The organism is Variovorax sp. RCC_210, from assembly GCF_041355175.1.
Lineage (GTDB): Bacteria > Pseudomonadota > Gammaproteobacteria > Burkholderiales > Burkholderiaceae_C > Variovorax.
In genome coordinates this window covers 118384-131800 of the sequence record NZ_JBFUPJ010000019.1, presented here as the reverse complement: position 1 = coordinate 131800, position 13417 = coordinate 118384, and the positions used below count along the sequence as shown (strand labels likewise).

Genomic DNA, 13417 nt, shown 5'->3' with positions numbered 1-13417 from the left:
GCGCCAGTCACCGCTCAAGCAGGCTTGTCATTGCCAATTCGCAGCGATGACCGTGTTCAAGCTGCTCTGGTAGTTCGCCGGCAAGGTCGTCTGCCCGGCCGCCGGCGGCGAGAAACTTGCCATCGCCTGCACCAGGTTCTGCACGTTGCTGTCGCTAAGCGTGTGCCCGTCGCTCGTCCTGAATCGCTCCACGTGATATTGGTTGCCCAGGTACCAATTGTTCAGAGTGAACTTGTCGCTTGTGCCGATGACACTGACCTCGAGGTTATTTCCCGTCTGCCTGAACCACAACTGATCCGTTGCGATGTCCGAACCGAACTGCGCCGCATCGGCGTTACCGGCCGTGGCGTCGTTCTCAGTGATGGTGTCGCTGCCGGAGCCGCGGCCCAGCCAGTAGGTGTCGTTGCCGGCACCACCGATCAGCGCATCGTTGCCCGCGCCACCATCGAGCACGTTGGCGGCCGAGTTGCCCGTCAACGTGTCGTTGAAGCCGCCGCCTGTAAGGTTCTCGATGTTCTGCAGCGTGTCGCTGCCCGAGCCTCCCGTGGTTTGTGCGCTGGCAGAGGCCAGACTCACGGTCACGGCCGAGCCCGCGTACATGTAGGACGCGGTATCGACACCACCCAGGCCGTTGAGCGTGTTGTTGCCTGCACCCGCGTACAGGATGTTGTCGAGCGTGTTGCCGGTGCCGTTAATGGCGCCCGTGGCATTGAGGCGCAGGTTCTCCACGTTGGCTGCCAGCGTGTGCGTCAGCGTCGACACGACCGAGTCGGTGCCCTCGCCAGCCAGTTCCGTCACCACGTCCGATGCGTTGTCCACGTAGTACGTGTCGTCACCAGCGCCACCCGAGAGCGTATCGACTCCCCCGAGACCGTCCAGCGTGTCGTTGCCGCCGCCACCCGTCAGCGTGTTATTTGCGGAGTTCCCCGTCAGAACGTTGTTCAGGGTATTGCCCGTTCCGTTGATGGCAGAAGTGCCGGTCAACGTGAGATTCTCGACGTTGGCAGCCAGCGCATAGCTCACACTGCTCTGCACAAGATCGGTCCCTTCGTTTGCCTGCTCTGCTACCACGTCACCTGCCGCATCAACGACGTAGGTGTCATTGCCCGCGCCGCCGATCATGCTGTCGCTTCCTGCGCCTCCGCTCAAGACATTGTTTCCGGAATTGCCTCTCAAGACGTTCGCCAGCGCATTCCCAGTGCCGTTGAGTGCGGCCGCGCCTGTCAAGGTCAGGTTCTCGACCTCCAATGCCAGGGTCCAGTTGAGCGACGCCTCGACGGTGTCAGCGCCCCCGCTTGCCGCCTCGATGGTGAGATCCGACGCGTTGTCGACGACATAGGTGTCGTCGCCGCCGCCGCCGGTCATGGAGTCGGCTCCGGCACCGCCGTCCAGGCGGTTAGCCCCCGTGTTTCCAAGCAGCGTATTCGCTAGACCGTTGCCCGTGGCGTTCGTGTTCGACGTCCCCGTTAACGTCAACTTCTCGAGCTCGGCGCCAAGGCTGTAGCTGATTGACGATTCAACGCTGTCTGTTCCACCGCCAGTCACCTCGAGGATGACGTCGCCGACATGGTCGACGACGTACACGTCGTTGCCAGCGCCGCCAGTCATCAGATCGGCACCGGCCCCGCCGTCCAGTCGATTGGCTGCAGCATTTCCAGTCAATGAATTCGCGACGGCATTGCCCGTTCCATTGATCGCCCCCGTCCCCGTGAGCACCAGGTTCTCCACGTTGGCGCCCAGCGTGTAAGTCACGCTGCTTTGCACGAGATCGGTGCCCTCGCTCGCAACTTCGGTGACCACATCGCCTGCCGCATTCACGACATAGGTGTCATCGCCCATATTCCCCATCATCGAATCGTTGCCCGCCCCGCCATTCAGCGTGTCGTTGCCATCGCCACCCATCAACTGGTTGTTCGCGCCATTTCCGATGATCAGGTTGTCCAGATCGTTGCCCGTTGCATTGATAGATGCACCACCTGTAAGCGTCAAATTCTCAACGCCGGCGTTGTGCTGCGAATTGACGGATATCGAAACAGAACTCTGCACCAAGTCAAAGCCTTCGTCCAAGTATTCAATGACCGTATCGCCCGCGCTGTCTACGACGTAAACGTCGTCGCCGAGCCCGCCGATCAGAGAGTCGTCTCCAGCATCGCCGGACAGGAGATCGTTTCCATCCCCGCCGCGAAGCACGTCGTAACCGGTCCCTCCGTACAGCGAATCGTCGCCGCCGTTGCCAACGAGTTCATCGTTTCCTCCGAGTCCGTAGATCTTCTCGGCGCGGTCGCTTCCAGTCAGCGTCTGCTCATTGGCGTCGCCGCGCAATGTCGTGACATGTTCGCGAAGCTGCTCCCATGTCCAGACCGTTCCGTCCGCGAAACGGACTTCCTCGATCGCGTTGTCTCGATTGAAAGTGCCGTCAACCCTGGTGCTGTACATCAAGTAGATAGAAAGCGTCCCACCGTCGCTGAACGTGAACTTAACGATGTCCGCGTTCAACTCGACGTCAGAAACGTTGATCAGCGAAATATTGGAGCCGAACTCCACAACGTCGAAACCCGATCGATTCGGATCGGAAGAATCGCCGTCGTCCCAAACAGTATCTTTACCATCGCCCAAGTTGTAGCGATAGGTGTCGTTACCGGAATAGCCGCGAAGTCCATCATCGCCCGCACCACCGTAAAGGGTATCGTTGCCCTTACCCCCCTGCAACTCATCGACGCCCGCATCCCCGAACAGCATGTCATTTCCACCGCCCCCGTTCAACCGGTCATTGCCATCGCCGCCGAAAACTGTGTCGTTGCCGTCTTTAGAATTGATGGCGTCATTTCCCGCATGCCCGTCAATGATCTCCGCAGTGTCAAACGAATTGATCGAATCGTCGCCAGCCGTGGTAATCAATGCCCTCGCTCGAACTTCATCAACGGTCCATATCGTTCCATCTGCAAAATGGATGGTCTCGATCCACGAACCAGCTTGCAGCGCACCCGTATCGCTGTCGAATCTGCCGAAGAAAATGTGTCCTGAAGCTGCTGCAGCGTTAGAGATCTCCACTATTCCGGCCCCGTCAATAGAGACGCTCAGACTACCTGGGTCAACATTGCCCAAGATCTCAATGCGATCCGTCCCACCAGCGTCGTCGACGATCAAGCTCTCGTCAGGGAATTGGTACCGGTAGGTATCATTGCTTACGAGGCTGGAGTCGCGCGCGCTGTCGACACCAGCACCACCGACGAAAGTATCGTTGCCCTCTCCACCGAACATCTCGTCGTCGCCGCTACCACCGTCGAGATGGTCGTTGCCGCCGAGGCCGTACAAGAAGTCGTTGCCGCCGCCGCCAATTAACTTGTCCGGGTTTTCGGAACCATACAAATCATCTCGCGCTGCGGTGCCCATCGCGACCGCCACGACATCGCCGCTCGCTAAAGTCGTTCCGTCCGAGAATTCGATATTCTGAATGGCATTACTTGAATTTGCAGGACCTCCGCCCAGGTAGAACGACTTCACTGTGACGGAGTCAGTGGTGCCTGCGATCTTGAACACCAAGTCACTGCCAACGCGCGTCACATTGATATCGCCCGGCGCAATGGAGGCCCCAAAGCGCAGGACGTTGTCGTCTTCGGAGCTGCCCCAAAGTGCGGCACTGATCTCGTCCTGTCCATCCCCTCGTTCGAAAAGATAGAGATTCTTGCCAACGCCGCCGTTCAAGGTGTCCTGTCCCGCACCTCCGATCAGGACGTCATCGCCGCCATCGCCGTACAACTGGTCGTTTCCTTCGCCGCCTATCAGCAGGTCGTCTCCGTGATACTGGATCGCAATTTCCGCCACATCAAACTGATCTCCGTAGATCACGTCGTCGCCGACGCCGCCTTCGAGAAGATCGCTCCCGCCGCCGCCGAGTAAGAAATCGTTGCCCAGGCCACCGCTGAGCGTATCTGCGCCATGCCAATTGCCGGGAATCCAGTTGGTGACATATCCCCCGTCGTTGTAGGTATCGGTATCGCCGAACATCGTGTCGTTGCCATCCCCGCCCACAAGGTCATCGTCGGCAACTCCTCCTATGAGACGGTCATCGCCGCCTCCTCCAAAAAGCACATCGTTGCCGCCGTCTGCATAGAAGGTCGATCCAACGAAATCGCCCCGCAGTTCAATATCGGCACTTGGTACGTAAGCGCCGTCACCTGACAAGATGTCATTTGCATCGCCGCCTACCAAAAGATCGTCGCCTTCTAGCCCGTTGAGGCCATCCACGCCTGCGCCGCCATACAGCACGTCGCTGCCCTGCGATCCCAGCAACTGGTCGGAGCCGTCTCCGCCGTCCAGAAGGTCGCCGTTCAACGCGTCTAAAGGGTCATAGGACGTGTAGAAGCCCAAACCTGCAATCCAGTCAGCGCCGGCCAGAGACCCGTAAAGCCAGTCGTCGCCACTGCCTCCATCGAGAACGTCACTTCCGTAACCGCCTCGGACGTTGTCATTGCCACCGCCCGCCGAGACATAATCCTCGTCGCTCGTACTCCATGAGTGAGAGACTTGGTCGTACCAAGCACCCACATTGACAAAGTCATTTCCACTACCCAGCACGATCTCATTGTTCGCGGAGGCGGCATTGATCCAGTGCGCAGTTGCGCTCAAGTCGGTGTAACTCGTTCCAGCAACAGTTGTAGGAGGGGGGTTGGCTCCCGCGGCACCCGGATTGCTGGTCCATACGTCGATGCCACCGGCTTCTGCGGACGAGGAGGCGGGAAGCCGAACTCCGGCCAGAACCAGGCCAAGATCGCCATTGCTAAAGTTTTGCACGGTGACACTGCCCTGTACCGTCTGGCGGTTTCCTGGTCCCTTCAACGACTTCGTGATCAAAAGATCACCCTTGCCACCGGCGCCAGGTTTCCAGATCAACGTAATTAACCCCGTACTGTCTCGCCAGACGTTGTCGGTCATCTTGCGAATCGTGCCGCTCAACGCCATTCCATCGAACTTCAGGCTGCCGTCGACGTCTTCGACTACATCGTGGCCAAACTTGCCGTTAAAGATGTAGACGTCGTCGCCCGCGCCTCCGCGGAGTGTGTCCGCGCCAAGGCGCTTAGCACCCGTCGAACTACTCGAGGGAGTAGCCCCGCCGTCTAGGACGTTCTTTAAACCATTGCCAATAATTAGGTCATTGCCCATTCCGCCAGTCGCGTCCTCAATCTCGCTTGCTTCGTAGATTGCAACGTTGTATTTGCCTGCGCCGACGCCAATCGAACTGAAGTAGGCCTTTCCGGTGGTGAAGTCTGTCGCACGCAAATCGATTTCGTTGTCGGTGGTTGTATTGCTCGCGTCAATCTTGTCGTTCTCTCCGCCGTTATCTATGAGAAGTCGACCTTCGTTGCTGTTAGAAAAAACGTAGGAATTCCCGCTACTGGCGTTCACGTTCTCCGTGAGCAAACCCATTGTCTGAAGACCCAAGGCATCGAAGAGCATTGGGGTAATGGGCCGGAAGCTGCTTGAGACCGCTCCGTATGACATGACGGAGTATTGCTGCGTTCCGTATTCGCCCGGCAACGAGCCATCGAGCGTCGGGTGCGATAGTCCGAGAACATGGCCAAATTCGTGGAACATCGCCGATAGGGCTTGGTCTGCGATAGCCCCTTGGGTTAGGCCCGTTATCGACGTGTTAAGGAACACGTCTCCAAGGCGCGGATGATCAGGAAGAGAACCTGGAGCGAAATTTCTGTTGTCTTCGCCTGACAAGCCAACGCGTACATCCGCAAGTGCGGGGTCAGTCACAAGTTCAAAAGTGACGTCGGCGTAAGTCGATTGCCACGCCTTTATTGCTTGATCGAAAACCGCTTGTCTCTGGTTGGCCGATATAGCTGCGAAACCGTTCTGTATCAGCTTGGCATCGCGATACTCGGCTTGTATGTACTGAGTCCATTCCTGGCTTGCAGTGTTTTGTGTGATCTGAGGAAAGTATTTAGCCCAGTAGGTTTCTAGTGAACCAGTCGCATAGTCCGGCGCGATATCCAGAAACGCCACTTTAATCGTCTGGCCATCCGCAACCTGACGCCTCGGCTGAAGGCGGGTGACCTGATCAGCAATTTCCGTGCGGGTCAGCTGGCGAGATTGACCCGTGACTTGATCGACGACTGTCAGTAGCTTCTCCATTCGACGCTCCTTTGGTATATCAGTAAGGTTGACTAAAGAACTGACTCAAACGCGAGCGCCACGGCTGGGTTCTGATATCTCTTACTCGATCAGCTTCGCTTTTGCTCTGTTCAACGCCGCGACCGCCGGCGTAAAGTAGTTGTAACGTTCCGAGGGAGCTATCAGCGCAAGCGTTGTGCATTGCGATCTGACACCACTTGAACGCGGCTGCATCGTCTCTGGGTTGACCTCGTTCGGGATTGCCTTCCGCGGCAGCCCTGCAAAGCCATTCCTGAGCTGCTGCATTGCCGCCTTCTGCGGCTATTTCCGTCCATTTGCGTGAAGTAGCATTAGGGAGCATTGCTTCCTCTACGCACTTGTCACCAATGGTCACTCCCCCTGCGCATGCTGTCGGTTTTGCATTGCTCCACCTCCCGTTGGTCAAATTCATCAGCTCTGTCGCTGCCCACGGATTGCCTTCTTCTGCAGCGGCAACCGCGCTGCGTAGATAAAGCTCGCGCGATATCTCCCGTTGTCTGATTTGCGCGATTTCCCAGGATGCCGTCTTGCTCCCCTGCATTTGCGCTTTCTCTAACCACTGAATGTTGTAGCTTCGGTCCTCAGGGGCGCTCCACTTGCCATCGCGCGTTCTGCGCACCATTCCCAGTCGAAGCTGCGGCCCAACATCGCCGCGCTGCGCGAACCGCTCAAGGTTCCGAAGCTCGACGAGGCTTCCCATCGTGTCAAACCGACTTCGGTTGCTCCAGTCGGCCTCGCATGAGGTTCCGCCAGGTGTCGACTCCTGTCCGTTGGCAGGCAATAGAAGCGAGACATGGATGAGCGCAGTCGCTAAAGTTAAGAAAACTAGTTTGGTTGGTTTCATATTGGTCTATGACGCAGTTGTCGACCCATGGACAGCACTGTGAGCCGGATGCCTCGCTTATCGCTCCCTCAGACTCTCGCTCGTAGCCCGTTGCACAGGACTAAGCAGAAATTCAATGATTCGGCGCTTCCCCGTTTTGATCTCCGCCGTGAGATTCATCCCTGGAGATAGCTTGATCGACCTGCCATCCACATCGATGGTTGTGTTGTTGAGGTTCAGCGTGACGGGAAAGATTGCCCCACGCTTCTCGTCATTCACTGCATCTGCCGTCACGGTCTTCACCGTCGCGTTGACCGTGCCGTAGCGCGTGTACGGGAAGGTCTCCAGCTTGATCGTTGCTTCCTGGTTGGTGTTGACAAAGCCGATGTCCTTGTTGTCCAGCGTCACCTCGGCGGTCATCTGTGCGCCGTCTGGCACGATGACCATCAAGGGCTGTGCTTCTGTGACTACACCGCCGTCCGTGTGCGTGGCCAATTGCTGAACTGTGCCCGCTACCGGAGCCTTCAGCGTTGTCAGGCGTTCTCGCTGCCCGGCCTTGGCTAGATCTTGCGTTCCCTGCTGACGCTTGAGTTCGGCCGCTGCCTCACGTGTCCTCAAACTGTGCTTGGTCTCGGCGAGATAAGCAGCCCGTGTGTTTTCGCTTTCCCTTAGCGTGGCATTCGCCTCAGCCAACCTTGCTCGCTGAGTGGCTAGGTCGCGCTCCAGTTCGATGCGTTCACGCGTGCGATCCTGGTTCGCGTGACTGGACATGAAGCCTTGGTTGGCCAGTTGATGGAAGTCGGCTTCCCTTTGCTTGGCTATAGGCAACGTCGTTTCGAGCTTGGCAACCATCTCGCGTACTGTGGCAATCTCGGCTTGGCGGCGGTTGATTTCGGAGGCCGCCTTTGCGAGCTTGGCCGTGATGTCGCTCCACTCGTCAATCAGTTGTACGCGCGCTGAACTGAGATCAGGATCTGTCCAACCCGCCGGAACGCTTTTGCCCAACTCAGGGCTGCGAGCAGACGCATTAAGCGCTTGCAGCAACGCCCGCGTGCGTAGCACCTCCGACTGCATGGACTTCAATTGTTCATCGATGCTGGTCTTATCAGCGTTTGCACTCGTGGGATCGAGCTCGACCAGCGCCTGGCCCGCCTCAACGTGGTCGCCATCACGTACCAGTACGCGCTTGACAACGCTCACCTCCAGCGGCTGGATGATCTTGGTCCTCTCACTCACGATGATCTTGCCGGGCGCCACGGCCACGATGTCAATCTGCCCGAAGATGGACCACGCTAACGCCATGACAAACAGTGCGATCAACGCGTACGCCAGGCGTCTCGGCGCTGGGTGCACGGGTGTATCCTGCAAGCTCAACGCAGCGGGAAGAAAGGCTGCTTCGTCAGCCAGGCGCCGAGGCCCAGCGAGTTCGTGACGGTGCCTCCACGCGGCGTTGAAGATCGCGCGGTAACGGCCCAACAGCTCGAAGACCGGATGGCGAACGCTTGGCGCATTGGCGGCCGGCGTCGCAGTGGAGACGTCTGTCGTCATACCGCGGCCCCCACTCCTGCGCCCTCTGTGGGTAAGCCACCATCTTGCATTGCCCACAAGTGGGCATAGATGCCATTGGGCCGCGTCAACAAGGTCTCGTGGGTTCCGCCCTCGACGATCCTCCCCTTGTCCATGACGATGATTCGGTCTGCCCGCCGCACCGCGCTCAGTCGGTGGGCAATGATGAAGACCGTTCGCCCCTTGCAGATGTGGGCCATGTTGCGTTGCACGATGGCTTCGCTCTCATAGTCCAACGCACTTGTCGCTTCGTCGAAGATCAGGATGCGCGGTTGGGTGAACAGGGCCCGTGCAATGGCGATTCGCTGGCGCTGCCCTCCTGAGAGGCTTGCACCTTGCTCACCGACCACAGTGTCGTAACCCTCAGGCAGTTCGCTGATGAACTCATGCGCCCCGGCCAGCCGGGCTGCATGAATGATGGCTTCAAGCGGAGCGGCTGGGTCTACGATGGCTATGTTCTCTCGCACGCTGCGATTGAAGAGCGTGTTCTCCTGCAAGACGACACCCACTTGCCTCCTGAGCTGTGCCGCGTCTATGAGGCTGATGTCTATGCCGTCGACCAGCAGCCGGCCTTGCTCGGGCGAGTACAGGCGCTGGATCAGCTTGGTTAGAGTGCTCTTGCCGGAGCCAGAGCGCCCAACGATGCCGATGACTTCGCCGGGCCTCACAGCGAGGCTGACGCCATTGAGCACCGGTGAAGCCTCAGGACGGTACCGGAAGGTCAGGTTGTCCAGCGTGACGCGGCCCTTGAGGGCCGGCAGCTGAGCAGCTGTGCTCGGCGGGACTTCGGTGCGAGTGTTCAGGATGTCGCCCAAGCGCGCCATCGAAATGCCGGTCTGCTGGAAGTCGGTCCACAGCTGCGCCATACGCATGATGGGCTGGGACACGCGTTGGGCGAACATGTTGAAGGCGACAAATTGGCCGACGGTCATGTCGTTGTTCATCACGAGATGTGCGCCGTACCAAAGAGTGGCGGCATTGACGAGCTTGCCAATAAGGTTGACTCCCTCGTGGGCCCAGCTCGCCAAGTTCTGCGTTCTGAAGCTGGCGGAGACATATGCCGCGAGTTGGTTGTCCCATCGGCGTCCGAACGCCGGCTCTAGTGCGGTGGCCTTGACGGTCTGGATGGCGCTGACGGTCTCCACTAGCATGGCCTGGTTCTCCGCTCCGCGGGCGAACTTCTCATCCAGGCGACGGCGCAAGATGGGAACAACAGCCAGGCTCAGACCAAAATACAGCGGCATGCTCACGAGCACGATCAAGGTCAGCGGCACGCTGTAGAACAGCATGACGGCTACAAAGACCAGGGAGAAGACAACGTCGAGCAGCACGGTGAGCGCGTTGCCCGTAAGGAAACTGCGGATGTTCTCGAGTTCGCGCACTCTGGCCACAGAATCACCGACGCGTCGAGCCTGGAAGTAGGCCAGGGGCAACTGCACGAGATGACGGAACAATCGTGCGCCGAGTTCGACGTCGATGCGGTTGGTGGTGTGACTGAAGACGTAACTGCGCAAGCCATTGAGCAACGACTCGAAGACGACAACGACCAGCAGGCCGATCACGAGCACGTCGAGCGTGGTCATACCGCGATGCACCAGCACCTTGTCCATCACGACTTGGAAAAACAGTGGACTGACCAGTGCGAAGAGCTGCAGGATGAAGGAGATGAAAAGCACTTCGCCTAGCAGCTTGCGATGCTTGACCAGACTAGGAATGAACCAGGAGAAGTCGAACTTGGCGAGTTCGCCCGTGAGGCTGGCACGGCTGGTGATGAGAATGAGGCGTCCAGTCCAATGGGCGGCAAAGACGTCTAGCGGCTCGATCACAGGGCGCGCACTGTCCGCAGCAGGATCTTGAAGAAGGGCGCGTTGCGCGTCGCATTGAGCGAGAATCACGAATCGATCGCTACCGTCTTCGTTGCGCATCACAGCCAAGGCAGGCAATGGCGTTGACGATAGACGCTCGATGGTGGTCTGGGAGGACTTGGCTTTAAGCCCCAGGTGCTTCGCCGCCAGGATCAGTGAGGCGGCGTCCGGGACCTCTGAGGAAGCAAGGCCCATTTGGTGCGCCAGCAAAGGCGCATCCGCGGAGACTTGATGAAAGCGCGCAATGGTGCACAGTGCAACGAGCGCCGGCGCAGCAGCAGAGCCTGATTCGACCGCTTTTCGTGGCGCGCCACCGTCTCCGTGCTGTTGCACGACCGTCTCCACCACTCCCATTTTGGGTCCCCAGATTATCTTTTTGAAACATCAAGATACCTGAGTAGGAGCTGACTGACAAGGGGAGCTTGCGGCGCGCCGCCGCTGCGCTGTTTGTTGAAAATCAAAGTTCTCAGAATCCTCGCGCACTCGCCAGGTTCACCACCAGTGAGCGCATTCATAGCTAATTTCGTTGAGGCTCATAGGACCAAAAACTGTTGTTCCCCGACGTGTTAGTGCCGACGCAATCTTGACCAGCTGGGGGTGCGGATAAAAACTTGGACTGGTTTATGCCGCAAGTCCAAGGCTCACCCGGTATTCGATCGGGCTGAGGGAGCCGAGCGAGATCTTGATCCGCTTCTCGTTGTACCAGCGGATGTACGAGTCGACCGCCGCGATGAATTGCTCAATGGTGGCGTTCTTCCAGTCCCGAGGATAGAACAGCTCGTTCTTCAGCCGGCCGAAGAAGCCCTCGCAAGCGGCGTTATCAGGTGAGCATGCCTTGCGGGACATCGAGCGTGTGAGGTTCGCGTCGTTCATTCTTGATAGCCAACCTGGCCAGCGGTAGTGGCCGCCCCGATCGGAGTGAACCACAGGCCGGTCATTCGTTTCGGCCACGGTCTCAATGGCTGCGTCCAGCATCGTGTTGACCAACTCCGCGTCAGGACTGGTGCCAATGGTCCAGCTGACGACCATTCCATCGAAGCAGTCGATGATGGGCGAGAGGTACACCTTGCCAGCCGGGATCTGGAACTCCGTGATGTCGGTGAGCCATTTCGCGTTGGGGACGGCGGCCTGGAAGTCGCGGTTGATGAGGTTCTCGGGCGCTGGGCTGATCTCGCCGAGGTATGACGCATACCTGCGCTTCCTGGGCCTTGGAACAACCAGGCTTTCCTGCTTCATCAACCGCTGCACGACCTTCTCGGAGATCGTGACGTCCTGCCTCGTGAGCGAAGCTTGCAGCCTGCGGTAGCCATAGCAGCGGTGGTTCGACTCAAAGATGTCGGTGATGGATTGCCGTACCTCCAGGTACTTGTCGCCCACCGCTGTACGGGCTCGGTGATAAAAGTACGAACTGCGCGCAAGATCCAACTGTGCAAGGAGCTCTGGCAGGCCATAGTGCTCCTTCAGGGCGTCAATCAGCAGTGTCTTCTCCCGGTTGGACAGGAGCTGCAGGTCGACGCCCAGGCCTTTTTTTAGCAGTTCGTTGGCCTTGTTCAAGAGGTCCTGCTCGAGGCGCAGTTGCCTGACTTCGCGGCGCAGCGACTCGACCTGGCGCTCGAGCTCATCGCGCTCTTGCGACGGCGGAGATTGATTGGTGCTTTTCATGGATGCGGGGGCCTCACGTCCCAGAAGTTGATTCTTCCAGTTGTACAGCGTTGGCCTGCACACGCCCAGCTCTTGGGCCACGGCGTGTGCACTCCTCTGCCGCGTGCACAACGCGATGACAGCGGCCTGCTTCATCGCTGGCGGCCGCGCCACCCCGTTTGATCGACCGACGACGCGCGCGTGCAACTCGGGGTGCAATTCGTGAATCCAGGAACGCAGCGATTCGCGTACCGGATAGCCCAACGCCTTGATGGTGAATGCAATGCAGCGTCCATGATCAAGGTAATGCCTGACAGCCGTCTCCTTCTGCTCTTGAGAATACTTGGGCTTCGATCGCGCATAGCCCTTCGGTAGGTCGAGCCGCCGTTCGTACTCGCGGTGCCAGCTCTTCAGCGCGTTCTTGGTCGGGTATCCCAATTGACGAATGATCGCCCTGACGCGCTTGTCGAGCTTGATGTACAGCTCGACCGCTCGAATTCTGTCGTTGTATGAATACATGAACTACCTCCTGGTAGTCCAAGTTTTCGTCCGCACCCCCTACCCGCAAAACTGGCTCAGTTTCCGGTCGGCGCCAACAGCGTTGAACTCGGATGGAACGATCTCGAAGACAAAGCGAAAGCGCTACAGCGAAGACGTGTCTGAAGAGGTTTTCGCCGCCATCGAAAGGGAAGCACACGGCGTGCTTCATCCAGCAGCTGGCCTTGGCACCGGCGTGTGAGTTATGCGGTCGCCCGTGCGGATGCCCGCCGCCCCTGACAGCCCCGTGCGGACGCCCAAGTCGTGCCTCTGCCCGGGGAAGGGCCAGATTAAGAATTGGCACCGACCCGCAGGCGGTGCCGACGTCACCCGCGCTACGCGAGGACGCGTCCCTCCAGCCGCGCCTCCTGCGCGCAATCGCTCGGCGGCCTGTCCGCGACGAATGCGCATCACGTTCGATCGGCAGGCCCCCAGCGCCCCCGGAACGCTTCCAGCGCCGCCAGGCTCACATATCCGAACTCGGGAAATCCCGTGCCTCATTGCCAATCTCATACGCTGACTTGCCTCGGCTGATTGGCAAGCCAGACCTTCCCTAACTTGCATCCATTGCTACAAGGGAGGCCCAGATGAAAATCTTAGAGATGGGGGCGAGGTGCCTGATCGTCGTTGCCACCGCATGCTTAGCTGTCTCAGCGTGCGACGGAAAGGCTGAGCAAGCGAGGATGGTGAATGAGATCTACCAGCAGGCAGTGGATGACTCAATCGTCCAATACAACATGGTCAAACGGCAGGGCACCGCAATCGACGTGTGCGTTCATGCCGGAATGGTTTCAGCGGCTTCCAGGCGAAGGACGAACCGCACTAC

The 13417-nt window shown here is 58.7% G+C and carries 6 protein-coding genes; 1 reads left to right on the top strand and 5 read right to left on the bottom strand.

The window, feature by feature from the left end; translation table 11 throughout:
- Positions 1–27 precede the first annotated feature (27 nt).
- The 5 genes from AB6807_RS35295 to AB6807_RS35275 all read right to left on the bottom strand — a co-directional run bounded on the left by AB6807_RS35295 (position 28) and on the right by AB6807_RS35275 (position 12573).
- Positions 28–6141 (bottom strand): calcium-binding protein, encoded by a 6114-nt coding sequence (locus tag AB6807_RS35295; protein ID WP_371088195.1) that lies wholly within the window; start codon positions 6139–6141, stop codon positions 28–30.
- 19 nt (positions 6142–6160) lie between these two features.
- A complete protein-coding gene (locus tag AB6807_RS35290; RefSeq protein WP_371088194.1) occupies positions 6161–6859 on the bottom strand; it encodes a hypothetical protein in 699 nt (232 codons plus the stop codon).
- 201 nt (positions 6860–7060) lie between these two features.
- A complete protein-coding gene (locus AB6807_RS35285; RefSeq protein WP_371088193.1) occupies positions 7061–8530 on the bottom strand; it encodes an HlyD family type I secretion periplasmic adaptor subunit in 1470 nt (489 codons plus the stop codon).
- Positions 8527–10767, bottom strand: a complete 2241-nt coding sequence (locus AB6807_RS35280) for a type I secretion system permease/ATPase (RefSeq protein WP_371088192.1) — start codon at positions 10765–10767, stop codon at positions 8527–8529. The genes AB6807_RS35285 and AB6807_RS35280 overlap by 4 nt, the downstream gene beginning before the upstream one ends.
- Positions 10768–11034: 267 nt before the next feature.
- Positions 11035–12573 carry an IS3 family transposase gene (locus AB6807_RS35275; protein WP_371088191.1) on the bottom strand — a complete coding sequence of 513 codons (1539 nt, stop codon included), beginning with the start codon at positions 12571–12573 and terminating at the stop codon, positions 11035–11037.
- Between AB6807_RS35275 and AB6807_RS35270 the strand changes: the two genes are divergently transcribed.
- The gene (locus AB6807_RS35270; protein ID WP_371088190.1) at positions 12572–12793 is read left to right on the top strand and encodes a hypothetical protein; all 222 of its coding nucleotides are present in this window, start codon (positions 12572–12574) and stop codon (positions 12791–12793) included. The two genes, AB6807_RS35275 and AB6807_RS35270, sit on opposite strands and share 2 nt — an antisense overlap.
- The last annotated feature ends 624 nt before the right edge of the window (positions 12794–13417 follow it).

What these genes read in the sequence shown, in the direction of transcription:
- AB6807_RS35295 (WP_371088195.1), bottom strand. Translation starts at nt 6,141, where the DNA reads ATGGAGAAGCTACTGACAGTCGTCGATCAAGTCACGGGTCAATCTCGC.
- AB6807_RS35290 (WP_371088194.1), bottom strand. Translation starts at nt 6,859, where the DNA reads ATGGGAAGCCTCGTCGAGCTTCGGAACCTTGAGCGGTTCGCGCAGCGC.
- AB6807_RS35285 (WP_371088193.1), bottom strand. Translation starts at nt 8,530, where the DNA reads ATGACGACAGACGTCTCCACTGCGACGCCGGCCGCCAATGCGCCAAGC.
- AB6807_RS35280 (WP_371088192.1), bottom strand. Translation starts at nt 10,767, where the DNA reads ATGGGAGTGGTGGAGACGGTCGTGCAACAGCACGGAGACGGTGGCGCG.
- AB6807_RS35270 (WP_371088190.1), top strand. Translation starts at nt 12,572, where the DNA reads ATGAACTACCTCCTGGTAGTCCAAGTTTTCGTCCGCACCCCCTACCCG.
- AB6807_RS35275 (WP_371088191.1), bottom strand. Translation starts at nt 12,573, where the DNA reads ATGTATTCATACAACGACAGAATTCGAGCGGTCGAGCTGTACATCAAG.